This is a genomic window from Streptomyces sp. NPDC002324 (genome assembly GCF_053593335.1).
This window is the reverse complement of sequence record NZ_JBSFCF010000003.1, coordinates 12,963-34,842: the sequence shown is the minus strand read 5'-3', so window position 1 is coordinate 34,842 and position 21,880 is coordinate 12,963. Positions and strand designations below refer to the sequence as shown.

General features: G+C 69.9%; 15 protein-coding genes. 7 read left to right on the top strand and 8 right to left on the bottom strand.

The features are described 5' to 3' along the window. Window positions 1-155 precede the first annotated feature (155 nt). Window positions 156-1,922: a proteasome ATPase gene (gene arc / locus ACWCRJ_RS06225; protein ID WP_046918633.1), complete on the bottom strand. Its 1,767-nt coding sequence runs from the start codon at window positions 1,920-1,922 to the stop codon at window positions 156-158. A gap of 257 nt (window positions 1,923-2,179) precedes the next feature. Between arc and ACWCRJ_RS06220 the strand changes: the two genes are divergently transcribed. After that, a complete protein-coding gene (locus tag ACWCRJ_RS06220; protein WP_028796671.1) occupies window positions 2,180-2,485 on the top strand; it encodes a ferredoxin in 306 nt (101 codons plus the stop codon). An 89-nt stretch (window positions 2,486-2,574) separates the two neighbouring features. Here ACWCRJ_RS06220 and ACWCRJ_RS06215 read toward each other — a convergent pair whose 3' ends face one another. The 3 genes from ACWCRJ_RS06215 to ACWCRJ_RS06205 all read right to left on the bottom strand — a co-directional run bounded on the left by ACWCRJ_RS06215 (window position 2,575) and on the right by ACWCRJ_RS06205 (window position 5,966). Continuing rightward, window positions 2,575-3,150, bottom strand: a complete 576-nt coding sequence (locus tag ACWCRJ_RS06215) for a hypothetical protein (protein WP_450938192.1) — start codon at window positions 3,148-3,150, stop codon at window positions 2,575-2,577. A gap of 250 nt (window positions 3,151-3,400) precedes the next feature. Next, complete coding sequence (locus ACWCRJ_RS06210; protein WP_450938191.1) at window positions 3,401-4,303, bottom strand: tRNA (adenine-N1)-methyltransferase; 903 nt, start codon at window positions 4,301-4,303, stop codon at window positions 3,401-3,403. 52 nt (window positions 4,304-4,355) lie between these two features. Next, on the bottom strand, window positions 4,356-5,966 hold the full coding sequence (locus tag ACWCRJ_RS06205; RefSeq protein WP_450938190.1) for a site-2 protease family protein: 1,611 nt from the start codon (window positions 5,964-5,966) through the stop codon (window positions 4,356-4,358). Window positions 5,967-6,183: 217 nt separating this feature from the next. Here ACWCRJ_RS06205 and ACWCRJ_RS06200 point away from each other — a divergent pair, with 217 nt between their 5' ends. Then, entirely contained in the window at window positions 6,184-7,116 is a 933-nt protein-coding gene (locus ACWCRJ_RS06200) for a RecB family exonuclease (RefSeq protein ID WP_450938189.1), read from the top strand. 80 nt (window positions 7,117-7,196) lie between these two features. After that, entirely contained in the window at window positions 7,197-7,868 is a 672-nt protein-coding gene (locus ACWCRJ_RS06195; RefSeq protein WP_005485214.1) for a response regulator, read from the top strand. Between the two features lie 80 nt (window positions 7,869-7,948). On the opposite strand, the gene ACWCRJ_RS06190 is transcribed toward ACWCRJ_RS06195, so the two are convergent. The 4 genes from ACWCRJ_RS06190 to metH all read right to left on the bottom strand — a co-directional run bounded on the left by ACWCRJ_RS06190 (window position 7,949) and on the right by metH (window position 16,075). Then, window positions 7,949-9,532: an ABC transporter substrate-binding protein gene (locus ACWCRJ_RS06190; RefSeq protein ID WP_450938188.1), complete on the bottom strand. Its 1,584-nt coding sequence runs from the start codon at window positions 9,530-9,532 to the stop codon at window positions 7,949-7,951. A 91-nt stretch (window positions 9,533-9,623) separates the two neighbouring features. Further along, entirely contained in the window at window positions 9,624-11,228 is a 1,605-nt protein-coding gene (locus ACWCRJ_RS06185; protein WP_450938187.1) for an ABC transporter substrate-binding protein, read from the bottom strand. Window positions 11,229-11,642: 414 nt separating this feature from the next. Next, window positions 11,643-12,347, bottom strand: a complete 705-nt coding sequence (locus tag ACWCRJ_RS06180) for an HAD family hydrolase (protein WP_450938186.1) — start codon at window positions 12,345-12,347, stop codon at window positions 11,643-11,645. A 200-nt stretch (window positions 12,348-12,547) separates the two neighbouring features. After that, complete coding sequence (gene metH / locus ACWCRJ_RS06175) at window positions 12,548-16,075, bottom strand: methionine synthase (RefSeq protein ID WP_450938185.1); 3,528 nt, start codon at window positions 16,073-16,075, stop codon at window positions 12,548-12,550. 394 nt (window positions 16,076-16,469) lie between these two features. On the opposite strand from metH, the gene ACWCRJ_RS06170 reads away from it, so the two are divergent. The 4 genes from ACWCRJ_RS06170 (at window position 16,470) to ACWCRJ_RS06155 (ending at window position 21,769) form a co-directional block, all read left to right on the top strand. After that, window positions 16,470-17,234 carry an IclR family transcriptional regulator gene (locus ACWCRJ_RS06170; protein ID WP_450938184.1) on the top strand — a complete coding sequence of 255 codons (765 nt, stop codon included), beginning with the start codon at window positions 16,470-16,472 and terminating at the stop codon, window positions 17,232-17,234. A 426-nt stretch (window positions 17,235-17,660) separates the two neighbouring features. Beyond that, complete coding sequence (locus tag ACWCRJ_RS06165) at window positions 17,661-18,458, top strand: MIP/aquaporin family protein (RefSeq protein WP_450938183.1); 798 nt, start codon at window positions 17,661-17,663, stop codon at window positions 18,456-18,458. Between the two features lie 101 nt (window positions 18,459-18,559). Beyond that, window positions 18,560-20,098, top strand: a complete 1,539-nt coding sequence (glpK, locus tag ACWCRJ_RS06160; RefSeq protein WP_450938182.1) for a glycerol kinase GlpK — start codon at window positions 18,560-18,562, stop codon at window positions 20,096-20,098. 54 nt (window positions 20,099-20,152) lie between these two features. Then, window positions 20,153-21,769, top strand: coding sequence for an FAD-dependent oxidoreductase (locus ACWCRJ_RS06155; protein WP_450938181.1), 1,617 nt, complete (start codon window positions 20,153-20,155; stop codon window positions 21,767-21,769). Window positions 21,770-21,880 lie beyond the last annotated feature (111 nt).

Sequence of the window (21,880 nt, the reverse complement as noted above, 5' to 3'; positions counted from 1 at the left end):
CCGTCCCCGCACTGCGCGACTCGGCGGTAGGAACGAGCCTAGAACGGCTTCGCGCTGGTGGGGAGATCATTTGCGTCATTGCCTCGCTCCGGCTGGTGCCTGGAAAACAGTCGGCTGCGGGTACCCACTGAGGGCACCCGCAGCCGCCCTGTGTTTTACAGGTACTGTCCGGTGTTCGCCACCGTGTCGATGGAGCGTCCGGTGTCGGCGCCCTGCTTTCCGGTGATCAGCGTACGGATGTAGACGATCCGTTCGCCCTTCTTTCCGGAGATTCGGGCCCAGTCGTCCGGGTTGGTGGTGTTGGGCAGGTCCTCGTTCTCCTTGAACTCGTCCACGCAGGCCTGGAGGAGGTGGGAGACGCGGAGGCCCTTCTGGTTCTTGTCGAGGAAGTCCTTGATGGCCATTTTCTTGGCGCGGCCGACGATGTTCTCGATCATGGCGCCGGAGTTGAAGTCCTTGAAGTAGAGGACTTCCTTGTCTCCGTTGGCGTAGGTGACTTCCAGGAAGCGGTTTTCCTCGGACTCGGCGTACATGTGTTCCACTGCCGTCTGGATCATGCTCTGGACGGTGGTGGTCTTGGAGCCGCCGTGTTCGCCGAGGTCGTCCGTGTGGAGCGGGAGACGCTCGGTGAGGTACTTCTGGAAGATGTCCTTGGCCGCTTCGGCGTCCGGACGCTCGATCTTGATCTTCACGTCGAGCCGGCCGGGGCGCAGGATGGCGGGGTCGATCATGTCCTCACGGTTGGAGGCGCCGATGACCACGACGTTCTGCAGGCCTTCCACGCCGTCGATCTCGGCGAGCAGCTGCGGGACGATGGTGTTCTCCACGTCCGAGCTGACGCCGGAGCCGCGGGTGCGGAAGAGGGATTCCATCTCGTCGAAGAAGACGATGACGGGTGTGCCCTCGCTGGCCTTCTCCCTCGCACGCTGGAAGACGAGGCGGATCTGCCGCTCGGTCTCGCCGACGTACTTGTTGAGGAGCTCCGGGCCCTTGATGTTGAGGAAGAAGCTCTTGCCCTGGGCCTGGCCGGTGACTTCGGCGACCTTTTTGGCCAGTGAGTTGGCCACGGCCTTGGCGATGAGCGTCTTTCCGCATCCGGGGGGTCCGTAGAGCAGGACACCCTTGGGCGGGCGCAGTTCGTGCTCCTTGAACAGGTCCGGGTAGAGGTAGGGGAGCTCGACCGCGTCGCGGATCATCTCGATCTGGTTGCCGAGGCCACCGATCTGCTCGTACCCGATGTCGGGGACCTCTTCGAGGACGAGTTCCTCGACCTCGCTCTTGGGCACGACCTCGTAGACGTAGCCGGAGCGGGGTTCGAGCAGGAGGGCGTCGCCGGGGCGGATGGTGATGTCCAGCAGTGGCTCGGCGAGCCGCACCACCCGTTCCTCGTCGGTGTGCCCCTGTACCAGTGCGCGCTCGCCGTCCTCGAGGATCTCCTTGAGGGTGACGATGTCGCCGACGCTCTCGTACTCCATGGCCTCGACCACGTTGAGAGCTTCGTTGAGCATCACTTCCTGGCCTCGCCGGAGCTCTTCCAGGTCGACGCTGGGGCTGACGTTCACGCGGAGTTTTCGGCCTCCGGTGAAGATGTCGGCCGTGCCGTCCTCGTTCGCCGTGAGGAAGACACCGAAGCCGGCCGGCGGCTGTGCGAGCCGGTCGACTTCCTCCTTGAGGGCCACGATCTGGTCGCGGGCCTCACGGAGGGTGTTGGCGAGCCGCTCGTTCTGTGCGGACACGCCGGCCAGATTGGTCTGCAGCTCGACGATCCGCTCTTCGAGAATCCTCGTGTGTCGCGGAGAGTCGGCGAGCTTGCGTCGCAGGACGGCGATCTCCTGCTCAAGGTAGGCAATCTGCCCGGACGGGTCGTCGGACCCTCGTCCCGGGCGGATGCCGCGGTTCATGTCGTCGTCGTGGGCTGCCACGGTCCTCACCTCCTCCAAGGGGAGCTGGACGCTTCCAGACCCTACCTGGGTGGGTGTCGATTGAAACCCCTAGATCACAAAGACGGTCGGGGTGTGTCCGATCTTCACCCTTGCGCTCTCCCTCACGCCAGGGGAATACCCACCGAACATGATTGGGAAGCCGCCCCGGGTAGGGTCGAAGTGTTCAACACCCGTCGGAGTCTGCATCGTTCCCGAACGGCTCGGCGGTGGAGACGACGATCGAGGGGACTGGAGAGATGACCGTGCAGCAGGAGGCCGGGGCCGAGGGCGAGGCGCTCGAGGTCTGGATCGACCAGGACCTCTGCACCGGCGACGGTATCTGCGTCCAGTACGCGCCCGAGGTGTTCGAGCTGGACATCGACGGGCTGGCCTATGTGAAGAGCCCGGGTGAGGAGTTGTTGCAGGCTCCGGGGGCGACAACGCCCGTTCCGCTGCCGCTTCTCACGGATGTGGTGGACTCCGCGAAGGAGTGTCCGGGCGAGTGCATTCATGTACGTCGCGTTTCGGACAGGGTCGAGGTGTTCGGTCCTGACGCGGAGTGACCCACCCGGTACTCCGCGTCGCCGCGTGTCTGCTTTCTCACAGCGGGTTTGCCGGGTGATCACTTCCCGTTCGCCCGAGGTGGGCGATGTCAGACGTTTTGTGTTCCGGCGGGCGTCGAGCGTACGAACGCCCCGTTCTTCCACTGCCACTTGACGGGGTCGATGACGTCGGGGCAGCAGTTGGGTACGTCGGCCGACGAGTAGCCGTGCAGGGTGGCGGTGACGGCGGCGTCCCGGACGGCGAAGTCGGACACCGTCTCGCGGTCCTTGGGGTTCACGAGGGTGGCGACGACACGGGGCCGCGCGGCGTCGGTGGAGCGGGTGAGGACGTAGACGCCGTCGGGCGGGGTTCCCATGCTGGCGTCGCAGTGCACGACGGCCACGGTTTCGGGGCGGCCGTCCGCGTCGAGGTCTCCGGAGGCCTGCTTCTTCACGACGATGCCGACGGGTCCGCAGTCGAGGGGGAGGTCCGCCTCGGTGGGATCGGGGGCGGCCACGGCGGCCGGGGCGGGGTTCGCCTTCGGGGTGGGCTGGGCCGCTCGTGCCGCGTCGGGCTGGAGGGCGGACGACAGGGCGACGACGCCGGCGAGGGCGGTGGCCGTGGCGAGCCAGTGGATGGGGCGGGTGTGTGCGTGTGCCAGTTCCGGGACGGCGGATTGCTGCACTAGGAGCGTCTCCTGGGGGTGCTGTGCCGGTGGGGGTGACCCGCATGGTGCCACACGTCACAGTGGGGTGGAACGGCGGGGTGGATGGTTCCCGCGGCTTTCCGATGGCGTGGCAACGGCGGAGCGCTGTGCCCGAGTTCGCGGGCGCTGCCGGGAACTCGGGCATGTCAGGGGCGCGTTGTCCGCGGTGGGCGGCCGTCCACGGCACCGGGGTGGGCGGCGTGGGCCGCCCGTCCGGGTGGGTGGTGGTTCAGCGGCCGGCGCCGCCGTCGGCGTTGGGACCGGAGTAGTCCTCGCCGTAGGAGCCCTTGGAGGGGCGGCGGCGGCGCATGGGGGGCTCGACGCCGTCGGCGAGGCGGCGGGCGGTGAGCAGGAAGCCGGTGTGGCCGATCATGCGGTGGTCGGGGCGGACGGCGAGGCCCTCGATGTGCCAGTTGCGGACCATCGACTCCCAGGCGCTCGGCTCGTTGAAGCAGCCGATCTCGCGGATGGACTCGACGGTCCGGGCGAGCTGGGTGGTGGTCGCCACGTAGCAGCAGACGATGCCGCCGGGGACGAGGGCCTTGGAGACGGCTTCCAGGCACTCCCAGGGGGCGAGCATGTCGAGGACGACGCGGTCGACCTCGGTGTCGCTCAGGTTGTCCTGGAGGTCGCCGACGGTGAGCTGCCAGGCGGGGTGGGGGCCGCCGAAGTAGCGCTCCACGTTGGCCTGCGCGATCTCGGCGAAGTCCTCGCGGCGCTCGTAGCTGTGCAGCATGCCCTGGTCGCCGATGGCGCGCAGCAGGAAGCTGCTGAGCGAGCCGGAGCCGACTCCGGCCTCGACGACGCGGGCGCCGGGGAAGATGTCGGCGAAGGCGAGGATCTGCCCCGCGTCCTTGGGGTAGACCACGGCGGCGCCGCGGGGCATGGACAGGACGTAGTCGGGGAGCAGGGGGCGCAGCGCGAGGTAGGCGACGTTTCCGGTGGTGCGGACAACGCTGCCCTCGGGTGCGCCGATCAGCTCGTCGTGCGGGAAGGAACCTTTGTGGGTGTGAAAGTTCTTTCCGGCTTCGAGCGTGAACGTGTAGTGGCGGCCCTTGGGGTCGGTCAGCTGAACCTGGTCCCCGACCTTGAAGGGCCCGCGACGGCGGGCGGCACCGGTCGGTTCGGACATGTGACCAGCCTACCGGTCCCCGGGGAGCGCGCCGACCATGGTCGCGGGGAGTTCAGCTGGGCCGTGCCATCGCCTTGACGAAGGCGCGTTCCACGTCGGCGGCCGAGAGGACTCCGTAGATCTCGCCGGAGTCCTCGACCACCAGGTACTCGGTGGCGGGGGCGGCGCGGAGGGCGTCGAGGAGTTCTTCGCCCGCCAGTTCGGCGGAGACGCGCATGCCGTCGGTGAGGTCCTGGGCGAGGCCGCTGACGGCGACCCAGGGGCGGCGGTGTTCGGGTACGCCGACGATGGCGGCCTCGCGGACGAGGGAGAGGGGTTCGCCGTCGGGGTCGACGACGACGAGGGCGCGGGCGCCGGCCTCGTTGGCGCGGCGCAGGGCTTCGGACAGGGGGGTGTCGGTTTCGACGGGGACGGCGCGGCGGGTGAGGGCGCGGGCCTGGAGTTCGGGCAGGTGTTCGCGCAGGCGTGCCATGCGGAGGCTGTTGCCGGCGCCGGTCCAGATGATCGCGGCGAGGATCGCTGCGAGCAGGGCGTCGAGGACGGTGTCCATGCCGACGCTGTCCTCGGCGGCGGAGCCGAGCAGGCCGGACTGGGTGAGGAGCGGCAGTCCGATGAGGACGGAGACGGCGAGGGCGCGGCCGACCCAGGCGGCGGCGATGGTGCCGCTCATGGGTTTGCCGGTGATCTTCCAGACGACGGCGCGGAGCATGCGTCCGCCGTCGAGGGGCAGGCCGGGGAGCAGGTTGAACGCGGCCACGATCAGGTTGGAGGCCATCAGGCCGGCGAGCAGGACGCCGGGGACGGTACCCGGTTCGACGGCGAGCAGGGCGAGGTAGAAGACGCCCGCGAGGACGAGGGAGAGCAGGGGGCCGACGAAGGCGAGGACGAATTCGCGGCCGGGGGTCTCGGACTCCTTCTCGATCTCCGAGACGCCGCCGAAGAACTGGAGCTGGATGCGGCGTACCGGCAGTTTGTAGCGCAGGGCGGCGATGGTGTGGGCGAGTTCGTGGACGAGGACGGAGGCGTAGAAGGCGACGGCGAAGAAGAGGGCGACGAGGTAGCGGGCGGCGCCGAGTTCGGGCAGGACGCGGTCGAGCTGGCCGCCGAAGACCCAGGTGATGAGGGCTGCGACGAGGAACCAGCTGGGGGCGACGTAGACCGGGACGCCGAAGGGGCGGCCCATGAGGATGCCGCCGCCGGGCTCCTTGGGGCGTGCGGGAGGTTTGGGTGCGGCGTCCGTGGGGGCTTCGGGGCGTGCGAAGGCCGCCGTGCGCTCCTGTTCGTCCTCCGGCGCCTTGTCGAGGTCGACCGGGCCGATCGGGTCGGCGGGAGTCGCCGGGTCCGTCGGCGGTTCGTCCGCGGTGGGTGGGGGCGTGGGGTTCGCGGGGTCGCCTGGGGGCCGGGCGGCGGTGGGTTCTTCGGCGGGGTGCTGTTCGTCGGGCTCGCCGGTGGGTCGGGAGGCGTCCGGTGTTTCGGGTGCGTCGGGCCGCTCGGGGGCTTGTGCTCCGGGGGTGTCGGCGGGGGTGGACGGTTCGTCGGGGGTGTGCGGGGCCGGGGTGGGGGCGTCGTTCTCGGCCGGTGGCTCGGTCGCGTCGCGGTGTGCGCGCTCGGGCGCCTCGTCGCTGTCGGACCGCGGCTGTCCGCTCCCGCCGCTCGTCTCCACGATGTCCCCTCGTTCGAAGCGTCTTCCGCGCCCGGTGGCCGGGCGGAAGGGTCTGCGGTCGATGCTATGCGGTCGCCGGGGCACGTTCCGCCCCGGCACCCCTCTGTTCTCCCCCGCGTCGCATCGGGCACACGGGCGTCGGGGTGCGGGGCGCCGGCCTGGGGCGGTGCGGCCCGGTGGCTGTCACTGTCAGTGGTGGGCCGTATGGTCTGAGGTCATGGAAACCAGCACCGACGGCACCGGCCCCGTCCCCGTGGGCGGCGAGGACGGCCGTCCCGCCGTGCGGGCCGCCGCGCCGCCTGCCTCGCTGTCGCCGTCGCGGGCCAGTGACTTCATGCAGTGTCCGCTGCTGTACCGGTTCCGGGTGATCGACCGGCTGCCCGAGAAGCCGAGCGAGGCGGCGACGCGCGGCACGCTGGTGCACGCGGTGCTGGAGAGACTCTTCGACGCGCCGGCGGCGGAGCGGACGGCGCCGCGGGCCAGGTCGCTGGTGCCGGGGCAGTGGGACCGGCTGCGGGAGACCCGGCCGGAGGTCGTGGAGCTGTTCGCGGACGACGCGGAGGGTGAGCGGCTGGCGCGCTGGCTGGCCGAGGCCGAGCAGCTGGTGGAGCGCTGGTTCACGCTGGAGGACCCGACGCGCCTGGAGCCCGCCGAGCGGGAGTTGTTCGTGGAGGCGGAGCTGGAGTCGGGGCTCAGGCTGCGCGGGATCATCGACCGGGTGGATGTGGCGCCCACCGGGGAGGTGCGGATCGTCGACTACAAGACGGGCAAGGCGCCCCGTCCGGAGTACGCCGAGGGCGCGCTGTTCCAGATGAAGTTCTACGCGCTGGTGGTGTGGCGGCTGAAGCGGGTGGTGCCGCGCCGGCTGCAGCTGGTCTATCTGGGCAGCGGTGACGTGCTGACGTACGACCCGGTGATCGCGGATCTGGAGCGGGTGGAGCGCAAGCTGCTCGCGCTGTGGGAGGCGATCCGGGTGGCCACGGAGAGCGGTGAGTGGCGGCCCCGGCCGACGAAGCTGTGCGGCTGGTGCGACCACCGGTCGGTGTGTCCGGAGTTCGGGGGCACTCCCCCGCCGTACCCCCTGCAGATCCTTCAGGTGAGGTCGCCCGAGTCGGGCGTCGACGGGCAGGGCAGAATGGGGCCGGACTAGGGTCTTCGGTGGATCAGGCCCGGGCCGGGGGGCCCGAAGCCGGTCTGATCCCGTATCAGGCTCTAGCGAAGGAGACTTTCGTGGCCGTCCGGGTCCTACTGGTCGACGACCAGCCGCTGCTGCGTACCGGCTTCCGGATGATTCTGGAGGCGGAGCAGGACATCGCGGTCGTCGGGGAGGCCGGTGACGGTCTGCAGGCACTCGACCAGGTGCGGGCGCTGCAGCCCGATGTGGTGCTGATGGACATCCGTATGCCCAGGATGGACGGGGTGGAGGCGACGCGGCAGATCACCGGCCCCGGGCGGGACGGGCCGGCGAAGGTGCTGGTCCTGACGACGTTCGACCTGGACGAGTACGTGGTGGAGGCGCTGCGGGCGGGTGCCAGCGGGTTCCTGCTGAAGGACGCGCCGGCCAATGAGCTGGTGCAGGCGATCCGGGTGGTGGCGGGCGGCGAGGCGATGCTCGCGCCGAGCATCACGCGCCGGCTGCTGGACAAGTACGCGGAGCATCTGCCGTCGGGCGACGAGCCGGTGCCGGACACCCTGCACACGCTGACCGACCGTGAGGTCGAGGTGCTGAAGCTGGTGGCCCGGGGTCTGTCGAACGCGGAGATCGCCGCCGACCTGTTCGTCAGCGAGACCACGGTGAAGACGCATGTGGGTCATGTGCTGACCAAGCTGGGGCTGCGCGACCGGGTGCAGGCGGCGGTGTACGCGTACGAGAGCGGGCTGGTGCGCCCCGGCGCGCAGTAGGCATCGCGCATCGTGTTCACGCGCCGAGGGCGCCCTCTTCGTCGGAAGAGGGCGCCCTCGGTGTGTGCGGCCGTGTGGCGTCAGCCCTTGCTGAGCTCCCAGAAGCGGAAGACGGTGGAGGCGTCCAGGCAGTACTCCAGGCCGTAGACGTCGTCGCCGACGACGGCGTACTGCTTGGCCTGCCAGATGGGGAGGAGGGGGACGTCGGTGGCGACGATGTTCTGCAGTTCGGCGTACTCCTTCTCCGTGGCGGAGCGCTCGCTCTCGGCGGCGGTCTTGGGGAGGAGTTCACCGGTGATGCTGTTGTTGCTGTAGTTGTTGTCCAGCACGTTGCCCTTGCCGAAGAAGGGGCCGGTGAAGTTGTCGGGGTCCGGGTAGTCGGGGACCCAGCCCTTCACGTACACGCCGTACTTGCCGGCGGCGATGTCCTTCTCGTACTGGGCGAAGGCGACGGATTTGACGTCGGCGTCGAACAGGCCGCTGTCGTTGAGCTGCTTCGCGATGGCCTTCAACTCCTGGTCGGTGGAGGGGCCGTAGCGCGAGGGGGTGGACCAGAGGGTCAGCTCGACCTTGTCGGTGATGCCGTCGGCGCGGAGGGCGGCCTCGGCCTTGTCCGTGGAGGGGCGGGCGCCGTAGGTGTCGAAGAAGGCCGTGTTGTGGCCGGTGATACCGGCCGGGATGATCGAGTACAGCGGTGTGGCGGTGCCCTGGTAGACCTCGTCGACGAGGGCCTCCCGGTCGAGGAGGTGGGCGATGGCCTGGCGGATGCCGAGCTTGCCGGCGACCGGGTCGTCCATGTTGAAGACGAGGTGCTGGACCTCGGCGCCGCTGCCGTCGACGATGTCGACGCCGTTGGCGGTGGAGGTGTCGGTCTCGATGTCGGAGATGTCGGAGGCGCTGAGGCCGCGGTAGGTGACGTCGAGGTCGCCCTCCAGCAGGGACTTCTTCAGGGCGTCCTGGTCGCCGTGGAAGAACCTGAGGGTGACGCCGGTGTTCTCGACGTCGGCGGTGCCCTTGTAGTTGTCGTTGACGGTGAAGACGGCCTCGTCCTCGCCGAAGGACTCCAGCTTGTAGGGGCCGGAGCCGACCGCCTCGCCGTCCTCGCGGAGTCCGTCGGCGTCGTAGGAGCTCTCGTCGACGATCGAGCCGGCGCCGGAGGCGATCTTGCTGGGGAAGGTGGCGTCGGCGTACTTGAGGTCGAAGCGGACGGTCTTGTCGTCCGGGGTCTCGACCTTGTCGAGCATGGGGAACATGATCGCGGGGCCGGCGTCGTCGTTGATCTTCAGCATGCGGTCGAAGGAGAACTTGACGTCCTTCGCGGTGAGCGCCTCACCGTTGCTGAACTTCAGGCCGCTCTTGAGGGTGCACTCGTAGACCGTGGTGCCGCCGTCGGTGAAGGAGCACTCCTCGGCGAGGTCCGGCTCGGGCTCGGTGGCGCCGTTGGGGAAGCTCAGCAACGACTGGAAGACGTTGTTGAACAGCAGCCAGGACCCGGGGTCGTAGCCGGAGGCCGGGTCGGTGGCCAGGACGTCGTCGGACATCCCCATCACGATGGCGGAATCTGAGTCCCCGGGTCCCCCCGAGTCGGAGCCGCAACCGCTCAGCAGGCCGGCGGCCAGCCCTGTCGCGATGGTCAGGACGGGCCACTGGGTGCGTATGTTCACGTATGGATGCCTTGTGTCGTCGGTGTATTGCGGGCACTCCGGGTTCCCCCGAGGCCGACGGGCCCTGGTCCGGAGGGTGGTTGAGGTCCGGTCAGTTGCCGCGGCCGCGGCCCAGCTCCCAGAGCTGGAGCGTCGAGGCGGCGTTGAGGGCGTACTCGGCACCGGTGATGTCGTCCCGGGCGGCGACGTACTGCTTGCCCTGCCACAGCGGGAGGATCGGCACGTCGTCGGCGACGATGTCCTGGATGCCGGTGAGGCTGCCCGCGGCGGTGAGACGGTCGGCCGCTCGGCGGGACTCGGGGATCAGCTTGCCGCGGATCTCGCTGTTGGCGTACGGCGAGCCGAGGAAGTTGTCCTTGTCGAGGAAGGGGGCGAGGTAGTTGTCGGCGTCGGGGAAGTCCGGGAACCAGCCCATGCCGTAGACCGCGTACTCGCCCTTCTGCTCGGCGGGTCGGAACGTGGACCAGGGGGTGCCCTTGATGGTCACGTCGAACAGGCCGCTGCCGTTGAGCTGCTTCTTCAGCAGCTCGAACTCCTTCTTCGTGGCCGAGCCGTAGTGGTCGGTCGTGTAGTGGAGGGTCAGCTTCACCGGGGCGGTGACGCCCGCGCTCTGCAGGGTCGACTTCGCCTTGGCGACGTCCGGGTCGCCGTACTGGTTGAAGAACGAGTTGGAGTGGCCGGTGATGCCGGCCGGGACCAGCGAGAAGAGGGGTTCGGCCTGGGTGCCGTAGACCTTGGCGACGAGTTCGCCGCGGTCGATGACCTCGGCCATGGCACGGCGGACGGCGGTGTTCTTGACCGGGGCGGCGTCGGTGTTGAAGGCGAGGTAGCGGATCTCCAGGCCGGCGGACTCGATGACGTCGATGTCGCTGTCGGTGGACTCGGAGAGCTTGGTGATCTGCTCGGGCGTCATGGTGCGGGTCATCAGGTCGATGTCCCCGGCCTTCAGGGCGCTGCCCATGGCGTCGGCGTCCGCGAAGGAGCGCAGCTCGACCTTGTCGTTCTTCGGGTCCAACTGCCCCTTGTAGTGGGGGTTCTTGGTGAACACGGCCCGGACCAGCTCGTTGTTCTCGACCTCGGCGTCCAGGGTGTACGGGCCGGAGCCGTCGACCTGGAAGCCGTCGCGCAGTTTGCCCTTGTCGTAGTCGGCCGGGTTGACGATGCCGGCGACGGGGGTGGACAGCTTGTACGGGAGGGTCGCGTCGGGGCTGTTGAGGTGGAAGATCACCTCGTTGTCGCCCTTGGTCTCGACGAGGTCGATGGTGGACAGCAGGGCGAAGACACCACTGTCGGCCTTGAGGGAGCGGGCGCGGTCGATGGAGAACTTGACGTCCTCGGCGGTGACCGGGGAGCCGTCGGCGAACTTCAGGCCGGTGCGCAGCGTGCAGGCGTAGCGCTCGTTGCCGCTGTCGGTGAAGGAGCACCGGGAGGCGGCCTCGGGTTCCGGTTCGCCGTCGCCGCGCGGCTGGACCAGGAGGGTCTGGACGGTCTGGCGGAGGATGTTCCACGTGCCGACGTCGTAGGCGTAGGCCGGGTCGATCGGGGCCGGGGCCTCCTTCGAGGCGGTGAACCGGTCGGTGGTGCCGACGACGATCGCGTCGCCGCTCGCGCCCGCGCCTTCGGTGGCGCCGCAGGCGGCGAGCACCGGGGCGAGCAGTCCGATCACGGCCGGCAGCACCAGGGTCTTGCGGTTCATGCTCGGTTTCTCCAGAGCTGTGGTCCGGGACGGGTGCCTGCGGGGTGGTGCGAGCGCGTCACGGGAAGTACGGCGATGTTCTCGCGTCGAGATTAGCCCGCAGCGCCGAACAGGCTCGCGTGCACCGGAGTTGAGTTCCCATCACGCTGCGGAACCGGGTGTGGACACAAACGGTGTAGTGCGCACGGAATGTTTGGGTGCAGCCTTCGCCAATCGGGACACAAGGACGTGTCGAACTCCCCCGAATGCGGGGTTTGGACACGTCCGGAGGCCGTACCGGACGCGCACGGGAGTGGCAAACGTCACAGCCGAAAAGGGGTTCCCGGGTCCGGGAATTCAGTCATTGCGACCGGACCGAATTCCCCGGTGCCCGGCTCTGTTCGCGATCTTGGAATCGCCCAATTCCTTGCGCTTTCAATTGCCCGTCGTCACCATCAGACCGCGCAGAAATGGCAGGTCGACCTCTTCCAGCGAGGTCACGACGGTGCGGCGGACGGCGGGGGCGATGGGGGCGACGGACGGGACGGCGACGACATGGCAGCCGGCGGCCTCGGCGGCGGCGACACCGGTCGCGGTGTCCTCGATGACCGCGCACCGGGCGGGCTCCGCGCCGAGGCCGGAGGCCGCGAGGAGGTAGGGGTCGGGGAACGGCTTGGTCCGCTCGACCTCGTCGCCCGCGACGGTCAGGGCGAAGTGCTGGGGGCCCAGGGAGGCCAGGACGCGGTCGATGATGCGCCGGTGCGAGGCGGAGACCAGGGCCGTGGGGACGTCGTGCGCGGCGAGCTCGGCGAGGAGTCTGGAGGCGCCGGGCATCAGGGGCAGCGCGTGCCCGATGCGGGCCTCGAAGCCGTCGTTGAGCAGCACGCTCAGCTCGGGGAGGGTGATGTCGGCGCCGGTGGCCTCGATGAGGAAGCCCGCGCTGCGGCTCATGGGGCCGCCGACCACGACATGGCGCCAGGAGTCGTCGAGGGCGTGGCCGAGGCCGGCGAAGACCTCCACCTCCACGTCCCACCAGAACCCCTCGGTGTCCACCAGGGTGCCGTCCATGTCGAGGAGCACGGCCTGCAGCGCGGAGCCTTCGGCCGTACGGGTTCCTGGCGCGGGAATCGTCGTGGTCATCCGGCGCACCTCCTTGGGGGACGAGCAGGCCGGTTCCCGGATGGGGAACCGGCCTGCGGTGGACCGACCAGTCTACGACGCCGCGCCGACAAACGCCTCGCGGCCCGGCAGGCCCCCGCCCGGCAGGGGCCGCGACCGGCGACGACGGCGCCGCGGCCGCCCTCATGCTCCGCGGCCGGGCCGGGCTCGTCCCGGCGGAGCTACCGGGCGTTGAAGTACTTCGCCTCGGGGTGATGGATCACGATCGCGTCGGTGGACTGCTCGGGGTGGAGCTGGAACTCCTCCGAGAGCCGGACGCCGATCCGCTCGGGCTCCAGCAGTTCCGCGATCTTGGCGCGGTCCTCCAGGTCGGGGCAGGCGCCGTAGCCGAGGGAGAAGCGGGCGCCCCGGTACTTGAGGTCGAACATGTCTTCGATTGCGGCCGGGTCCTCCCCGGCGAAGCCCAGTTCCGAGCGCACGCGGGCGTGCCAGTACTCGGCGAGGGCCTCGGCGAGCTGCACGGACAGGCCGTGGAGTTCGAGGTAGTCGCGGTAGGAGTTGGCCTCGAAGAGCTTGGCGGTCTCCTCGCCGATGCGGGAGCCGACGGTGACGACCTGGAGGCCGACCACATCGGTCTCGCCGGACTCCTCCGGGCGGAAGAAGTCGGCCAGGCACAGCCGGCGGCCCCGGCGCTGGCGCGGGAAGGAGAACCGGGTCCGCTCGTTGCCGTCGTCGTCCAGGATGATCAGGTCGTCGTCCTTGGAGACACAGGGGAAGTAGCCGTAGACGACGGCCGCTTCGAGGAGGTTGTCGGTCTGCAGCTTGTCCAGCAGGCCGCGCAGCCGGGGCCGCCCCTCGGTCTCGACCAGCTCCTCGTAGGTCGGCCCGTCGCCGGTGCGGGCCTGCTTGAGGCCCCACTGGCCCTTGAAGAGGGCGCCCTCGTCCAGCCAGGTCGCGTATTCCTTGAGCTGGATGCCCTTGATGACGCGGGTGCCCCGGAACGGGGGCGTGGGGACGGGGTTGTCGGTGGCGACGTCGGAGCGGACGTGGCCCTCCTCGGGGCGTTCCTCGACCGCGGTGGCGGTGGCGGTGGCCCGTACCCGGCGCTGCCTCAGCTCGGGCAGGGCCGCACCGGGGACGCCGCGCTTGACGCCGATGAGCGCGTCCATCAGGCGCAGGCCCTCGAAGGCGTCGCGGGCGTAGCGGACCTCGCCCTCGTAGATCTCGTGCAGGTCCTGCTCGACATACGCCCTGGTCAGGGCGGCGCCGCCGAGGATCACCGGGAAGTCGGCGGCCAGGCCGCGCTGGTTCAGCTCCTGAAGGTTCTCCTTCATGATCACCGTGGACTTGACCAGGAGGCCGGACATGCCGATGACGTCGGCCCGGTGTTCCCTGGCCGCGTCGAGGATCGCGGAGACCGGCTGCTTGATGCCGAGGTTGACGACGTTGTAGCCGTTGTTGGACAGGATGATGTCGACGAGGTTCTTGCCGATGTCGTGGACGTCGCCGCGGACGGTGGCCAGCACGATGGTGCCCTTGCCCTCGGCGTCGGACTTCTCCATGTGCGGTTCGAGGTGCGCGACGGCGGTCTTCATGACCTCGGCGGACTGGAGCACGAACGGCAGCTGCATCTGGCCGGAGCCGAACAGTTCGCCGACGACCTTCATGCCGTCCAGCAGGGTGTCGTTGACGATGTCCAGGGCGGGGCGGGTCTGGAGGGCCTCGTCGAGGTCGGCTTCCAGGCCGTTCTTCTCGCCGTCGATGATGCGGCGCTTGAGGCGCTCCTCCAGCGGGAGGGCGGCCAGTTCCTCGGCCTTGCCGGCCTTCAGGGACTTGGCGGTGGCGCCCTCGAACAGGGCCATCAGCTTCTGGAGGGGGTCGTAGCCCTCGGCGCGGCGGTCGTGGATGAGGTCGAGGGCGGTCTGCACCTCCTCCTCGCTGAAGCGGGCGATGGGGAGGATCTTCGAGGCGTGCACGATGGCGGAGTCGAGGCCGGCCTTCGCGCACTCGTCGAGGAAGACCGAGTTGAGGAGGATGCGGGCGGCCGGGTTGAGGCCGAAGGAGATGTTCGACAGGCCCAGGGTCGTCTGGACGTCGGGGTGGCGGCGCTTGAGTTCGCGGATCGCCTCGATGGTGGCGATGCCGTCCCCCCGGGACTCCTCCTGGCCGGTACAGATGGTGAAGGTCAGGGTGTCGATGAGGATGTCCGACTCGTGGATGCCCCAGTTGCCGGTGAGGTCGTCGATGAGCCGTTCGGCGATCTCGACCTTCTTCTGGGGAGTGCGGGCCTGGCCCTCCTCGTCGATGGTCAGCGCGATCAGCGCGGCGCCGTGCTCCCGGGCCAGCGCGGTGACCTTGGCGAAGCGGGACTCGGGGCCGTCGCCGTCCTCGTAGTTGACGGAGTTGATGACCGCGCGGCCGCCGAGCTTCTCCAGTCCGGCCCGGATCACGTCCACCTCGGTGGAGTCCAGGACGATGGGGAGGGTGGAGGCGGTGGCGAAGCGGCCGGCGAGTTCGGCCATGTCGGCGACGCCGTCGCGGCCCACGTAGTCGACGCAGAGGTCGAGCATGTGGGCGCCCTCGCGGATCTGGTCGCGGGCCATCTCCACACAGTCGTCCCAGCGCGCCTGAAGCATCGCCTCACGGAACTTCTTCGAACCGTTGGCGTTCGTCCGCTCGCCGATGGCCATGTACGAGGTGTCCTGGCGGAACGGGACCGTCTGGTAGAGGGAGGCGGCGCCGGGCTCGGGGCGCGGGGCGCGCGCGGTGGGCGTGAGTTCCCGGACGCGCTCGACGACCTGCCGCAGGTGCTCCGGGGTGGTGCCGCAGCAGCCGCCGACGAGGGAGAGGCCGTACTCGCGGACGAAGTTCTCCTGCGCGTCGGCGAGTTCGGGGGCCGTCAACGGGTAGTGGGCGCCGTCCTTGGTCAGCACCGGCAGGCCGGCGTTGGGCATGCAGGACAGCTGGATGCGGGAGTGGCGGGCCAGATAGCGCAGATGTTCGCTCATCTCCGCGGGGCCGGTCGCGCAGTTCAGGCCGATCATGTCGATGCCCAGGGGCTCCAGCGCCGTCAGCGCGGCACCGATCTCGGAGCCGAGCAACATGGTGCCCGTCGTCTCGACCGTCACCGACACGATCAGGGGGACGTCGTATCCGGCCGTCTCCATCGCGCGGCGGGCGGCGATGACGGAGGCCTTCGTCTGCAGCAGGTCCTGGGTGGTCTCCACCAGCAGGGCGTCGGCGCCGCCCGCGAGGAGGCCCTCGGCGTTCTGCTGGTAGGCGTCCCGGATGGCGGTGAAGGTGGTGTGGCCGAGGGTGGGCAGCTTGGTGCCGGGACCGATCGAGCCCAGCACCCAGCGCGGGCGGCCGTCGCGCGCGGCGAACTCGTCCGCCGTCTCGCGGGCGATGCGGGCGCCGGCCTCGGACAGCTCGGCGGTGCGTTCGGGGATGTCGTACTCGCCCAGGGCGGTGAGGTTCGCGCCGAAGGTGTTGGTCTCCACGCAGTCCACGCCCGCGTCGAAGTACGCGGAATGCACCGAGCGGACGATGTCGGGCCGGGTGACGTTGAGGACCTCGTTGCAGCCCTCCAGCTGCTCGAAGTCCTCCAGTGTGGGGTCCTGTGCCTGAAGCATCGTGCCCATCGCGCCGTCGGCGACCACCACACGGGTGGCGAGGGCCTCACGCAGGGCCTCGGATCGGGCCCGGCCGGCGGCGGCGGACGAGGAGGACGGGTTCGGCAACGAGGCCATGGAGCTGCTCCCTGGAGTGCGACGGCTGTCGGCTTTGCGGCCTCCCATGGAAGCCGCACGCCGCAAGGGTAGCCCGCAGCGCCGCGGATGGTCAGGGCGGTCCACGGGACGGACGGGCGTGGCGTACGCGGCCGAGTGCGGTTTACTCCGACGACGAAACGAACGCCGGACACCGCTCCGACACCACACGCACACCTCACGATCACACGGTCGTCGCGCCCGCACCGGACGGACACCCCATGGGCACAGGGGCGGCACCGCGCGACGAGGTGTGTCCGAAAAGCTGGTGTCGGCCATTAGCGAGAGGTCGGCAACGACCGGTAGTGTTCGACATTGCCGAACGATGGAAGTTCAGTCGCGTACGGCGGTCGAAGGGGACGGAGGCAGGACGGCGATGGCACGGAACATCCAGTCGCTCGAACGGGCGGCCGCGATGCTGCGGTTGCTCGCGGGCGGCGAGCGGCGGCTCGGCCTGTCGGACATCGCCTCGTCGCTGGGCCTCGCCAAGGGCACCGCCCACGGCATACTGCGCACGCTCCAGCAGGAGGGGTTCGTCGAACAGGACGACGCCTCCGGGCGCTACCAGTTGGGCGCGGAGCTGCTGCGGCTCGGGACCACCTACCTGGACGTCCACGAGCTGCGGGCCCGCGCCCTGGTCTGGACGGACGACCTGGCCCGCTCCAGCGGCGAGAGCGTCCATCTGGGGGTGCTGCACCTGCGGGGCGTGCTGATCGTGCACCACGTCTTCCGGCCCGACGACAGCCGGCAGGTCCTGGAGATAGGGGCCATGCAGCCCCTGCACTCCACCGCTCTCGGCAAGGTCCTCGCCGCGTACGACCCGGTGGCGCACAGCGAGGTCCTGGAGGCCGAGCGCAAGGCGTTCACCGACCGGACCGTGCACGCCCTGGACGACTTCGAGAACGTCCTGGACCTCACCCGCGCGCGCGGGTACGCGGCCGACGTGGAGGAGACCTGGGAGGGCGTGGCGTCCGTCGCCGCCCCCATCCACGACCGGCGGCGCATGCCCGTCGGCGCGGTGGGCATCACCGGCGCCGTGGAGCGCCTGTGCCGTGCGGGCGAGCCGCGCCCCGAGCTGATCGCGGCCGTGCGGGACTGCGCCCGCGCGGTCTCGCGCGACCTGGGCGCGGCACGGTTCTGACGGCCGCCACCTGACACGGCGAAGGCCGGGACGCCCCCACGGGTGTCCCGGCCTTCGCCGTACGCGCGCGTGCCCGTTCCTCGCCGCAGGGCGCGCCCACCCTTCGCTGTACGCGCGCGTGCGAGACCTCCGCCCGCGCGCGCCGCGACCCTCCGCCGGGCACGCCGCCACCCTCCGCCGCGCGCCGTCGCCCACCCCGCCCACCTGCCCGCACGGGCCTCTAGCAGCACTTTCAAGATCGATGGGCCGGTTCGATCAATAACGATCGTGTTTTCGACAACACAGCTCTTGACGCACCCGTAACACCGAAGCAAGACTCCCGTCCATCGGTCGACATTGTCGAACACCTACCGGCAATACGCGCTAGAGTGTGACAACGCCATGGGCCGAACTCTTTCCCCTGGACGAAGGACAAAGGAGTCGCGGGTGTCCAGCTCCGACATCTTCATCGGCGAGACCATAGGTACCGCCCTACTCATCCTGCTCGGCGGCGGCGTCTGCGCGGCCGTCACACTGAAGGCCTCCAAGGCCCGTAACGCCGGTTGGCTCGCCATCACCTTCGGGTGGGGTTTCGCCGTTCTGACGGCCGTCTACACCTCCGCGCCGCTGTCCGGCGCCCACCTCAACCCGGCCGTCACCCTCGCGCTCGCGCTGAAGAAGGACGGCATCCCCTGGGGCGACGTCCCGATCTACTGGGGCGGTCAGCTGCTCGGCGCGATGATCGGCGCGGCGCTGGTCTGGGTCGCCTACTACGGCCAGTTCCACGCCCACCTCACCGACCGCGAGATCGTCGGTGAGCCGGCGGAGGCCGCGAAGACCAAGTCGGTCGAGGCCCGGGAGAAGGGCGCCGGCCCGGTGCTCGGCATCTTCTCCACCGGCCCCGAGGTCCGCGTCGCGTGGCAGAACGTCGCCACCGAGGTCATCGGCACCATCGTGCTCGTCCTGGCGGTCCTGACCCAGGGCCTGAACGGCGACGGCAAGGGTCTCGGCACGCTCGGCGCCCTGATCACCGCGCTCGTCGTGGTCTCCATCGGTCTGTCCCTCGGTGGCCCGACCGGTTACGCGATCAACCCGGCCCGTGACCTCGGTCCGCGCATCGTGCACGCCCTTCTGCCCCTGCCCAACAAGGGTGGCTCCGACTGGGGCTACGCCTGGGTCCCGGTGGTCGGCCCCCTGATCGGCGCCGCCATCGCTGCAGGCATCTACAACGTCGCTTTCGCCTGAGAGCGCCGAGCCGCGGGTCCCGGGAGACCCGGGATTCCGCGGAACACTCGGTACGCGCCGTACGTACAGCCCCATACCCAGTGAACTTTCAGGAGCACACCGTGACCGACGCACACACCGCCGGGCCCTTCATCGCCGCCATCGACCAGGGCACCACCTCCAGCCGCTGTATCGTCTTCGACCGCGACGGACGCATCGTCTCCGTCGACCAGAAGGAGCACGAGCAGATCTTCCCGAAGCCGGGCTGGGTCGAGCACGACGCCACCGAGATCTGGACGAACGTCCAGGAGGTCGTCGCCGGGGCCATCGAGAAGGCCGGCATCACACGCGACGACATCAAGGCCATCGGCATCACCAACCAGCGCGAGACCACGCTGCTCTGGGACAAGAACACCGGTGAGCCCGTCCACAACGCCATCGTCTGGCAGGACACCCGGACCGACGCCCTGTGCCGCGAGCTCGGCCGCAACGTCGGCCAGGACCGCTTCCGCCGCGAGACGGGCCTGCCGCTGGCCTCGTACTTCGCCGGCCCCAAGGCCCGCTGGCTGCTCGACAACGTCGAGGGCCTGCGCGAGCGCGCCGAGGCCGGCGACATCCTCTTCGGCACCATGGACAGCTGGGTCATCTGGAACCTGACGGGCGGTGTCGACGGCGGCAAGCACTACACCGACGTCACCAACGCCTCCCGCACCATGCTGATGAACCTGCACACCCTGGAGTGGGACGACAAGATCGCCGAGTCCATCGGCGTCCCGCTGAACATGCTGCCCGAGATCCGTTCCTCCGCCGAGGTGTACGGCGAGGTCACCGGCGGCCGGCTCGGCGACCTGCTGGGCGGCATCCCGGTCGCCTCCGCGCTCGGCGACCAGCAGGCGGCCCTGTTCGGCCAGACCTGCTTCGAGGAGGGCGAGGCCAAGTCCACGTACGGCACCGGCACGTTCATGCTGCTGAACACCGGTGAGAAGATCATCAACTCGTACAGCGGCCTGCTGACCACGGTCGGCTACCGGATCGGCGACCAGAAGCCGGTCTACGCGCTGGAGGGCTCGATCGCCGTCACCGGTTCGCTGGTGCAGTGGATGCGCGACCAGATGGGCCTCATCTCCACCGCCGCCGAGATCGAGACCCTCGCGCTCTCGGTCGAGGACAACGGCGGCGCGTACTTCGTACCGGCCTTCTCCGGCCTGTTCGCCCCCTACTGGCGCTCCGACGCCCGCGGTGTGATCGCCGGCCTCACCCGGTACGTCACCAAGGCGCACCTCGCGCGCGCCGTCCTGGAGGCCACCGCCTGGCAGACCCGCGAGATCACGGACGCCATGACCAAGGACTCGGGCGTCGAGCTCGCGGCCCTCAAGGTCGACGGCGGCATGACCTCCAACAACCTGCTGATGCAGACCCTCTCGGACTTCCTCGACGCGCCCGTGGTGCGCCCGATGGTCGCCGAGACCACCTGCCTCGGCGCCGCCTACGCCGCCGGTCTCGCCGTCGGCTTCTGGAACAGCACCGACGACCTGCGCGCCAACTGGCGCCGGGCCGCCGAGTGGACCCCCCGCATGGACGCGGAGACCCGCGACCGTGAGTACAAGAGCTGGCTCAAGGCCGTCGAGCGGACCATGGGCTGGCTCGAGGACGAGAGCTGAGCCGGAGCCCGCGACGGCTCCGACACCAGCTCTGATGAGGAGTAATAACCCGACATGACCAGTCAGACCACCCTGCAGACCCTGCCTGCCCTGGGGACGCGCCCGGCGTCCGGCTCGAACCCGAGCCGTGCCGAGACCCGGGAGCAGCTCTCCAAGGCGTCGTACGACCTCCTCGTGATCGGCGGCGGCATCCTGGGCATCTCCACCGCCTGGCACGCCGCGCAGTCCGGGCTCAGGGTGGCTCTGGTCGACGCCGGCGACTTCGCCGGCGCCACCTCCTCGGCCTCCTCCAAGCTGCTCCACGGCGGCCTGCGCTATCTGCAGACCGGCGCGGTGAAGCTGGTGGCGGAGAACCACTTCGAGCGCCGTGCGGTGTCCCGGCAGGTGGCCCCCCACCTGGCGAACCCGCTCACGTTCTACCTCCCCGTGTACAAGGGCGGGCCGCACGGCGCGGCGAAGCTCGGGGCGGGCGTCTTCGCCTACTCCGCGCTGTCGGCGTTCGGTGACGGCGTGGGCCACCTCCTCTCCCCCGCCAAGGCGGCGCAGGACGTGCCCGAGCTGCGCACCGACAACCTCAAGGCCGTGGCCGTGTACGGCGACGACCAGATGAACGACTCCCGGATGGCCCTGATGACGGTCCGCGCGGCCGTCGAGTCGGGTGCCGTCGTCCTGAACCACGCCGAGGTCACCGGGCTGCGGTTCACCAAGGGCCGGGTGACCGGTGCCGAGCTGCGCGACCGGCTGTCCGGCGACGAGTTCGGCGTCAACGCCCGGCTCGTGCTGAACGCGACCGGGCCGTGGGTCGACCACCTGCGCAAGATGGAGAACCCGGACGCGGCCCCCTCGATCCGCCTCTCCAAGGGCGCGCACCTGGTCCTGAAGCGGACCGCGCCGTGGAAGGCCGCGCTCGCCACCCCCATCGACAAGTACCGCATCACCTTCGCCCTCCCCTGGGAGGACATGCTGCTGCTCGGCACCACCGACGAGGTGTACGAGGGCGACCCGGCGGATGTCGCGGTCACCGAGAAGGACACGGCCCAGATACTCGACGAGGCCGCGTTCTCCATCCGCGACCAGCAGCTCGACCGTGACCTGATCACCTACTCCTTCGCCGGTCTGCGGGTGCTGCCGGGTGGTCCCGGTGACACCGCGAAGGCCAAGCGCGAGACGGTCGTCACCGAGGGCCGGGGCGGCATGCTGTCCGTCGCCGGCGGCAAGTGGACGACCTTCCGGCACATCGGCCGCACGATCATGAAGAAGCTGGAGGCGCTGCCGGGGCACCCGCTGGGTGAGGACTTCGAGCCGGTCGGCTCGTTGCCGAAGAAGCTGCCGCTGCCGGGTGTCGCCAACCCGCGCGCGGTCGCCCACCGGCTCCTCGTCGACCGTCCGGCGCCCGGCCCCCGCATGGGCGCCGACACGGCCCGCCACCTGGCCACGCACTACGGTTCGCTGGCCTTCGACATCGCCCGCCTCGCCAACGAGAACCCCGAGCTGGGCGAGCGTGTCCACCCGGACGCCCCCGAGATCTGGGCACAGGTCGTCTACGCCCGCGACACCGAGTGGGCCGAGACCGTCGACGACGTGCTGCGCCGCCGGACGACCCTGACGATACGAGGGCTGGCCACGGACGAGGTCCGTACGAAGGTCCAGGACCTGCTCGACAAGAAGTAACCGGGTTTCGGCGCCGGCCCCCTCCCCTGACCGGGGCGGGCACCGAGCACAAGGGGCGGCTCCACATCTGTGGGGCCGCCCCTTCGGCATGCCCGCCCGGCTGATGCGCCT

Bases quoted from the DNA above. Each gene is read 5' to 3' on its own strand.
- ACWCRJ_RS06170 (WP_450938184.1), top strand. From the start codon at position 16,470: ATGGCACGGAACATCCAGTCGCTCGAACGGGCGGCCGCGATGCTGCGG.
- ACWCRJ_RS06185 (WP_450938187.1), bottom strand. From the start codon at position 11,228: ATGAACCGCAAGACCCTGGTGCTGCCGGCCGTGATCGGACTGCTCGCC.
- ACWCRJ_RS06180 (WP_450938186.1), bottom strand. From the start codon at position 12,347: ATGACCACGACGATTCCCGCGCCAGGAACCCGTACGGCCGAAGGCTCC.
- ACWCRJ_RS06220 (WP_028796671.1), top strand. From the start codon at position 2,180: ATGACCGTGCAGCAGGAGGCCGGGGCCGAGGGCGAGGCGCTCGAGGTC.
- metH (WP_450938185.1), bottom strand. From the start codon at position 16,075: ATGGCCTCGTTGCCGAACCCGTCCTCCTCGTCCGCCGCCGCCGGCCGG.
- ACWCRJ_RS06155 (WP_450938181.1), top strand. From the start codon at position 20,153: ATGACCAGTCAGACCACCCTGCAGACCCTGCCTGCCCTGGGGACGCGC.
- ACWCRJ_RS06210 (WP_450938191.1), bottom strand. From the start codon at position 4,303: ATGTCCGAACCGACCGGTGCCGCCCGCCGTCGCGGGCCCTTCAAGGTC.
- ACWCRJ_RS06200 (WP_450938189.1), top strand. From the start codon at position 6,184: ATGGAAACCAGCACCGACGGCACCGGCCCCGTCCCCGTGGGCGGCGAG.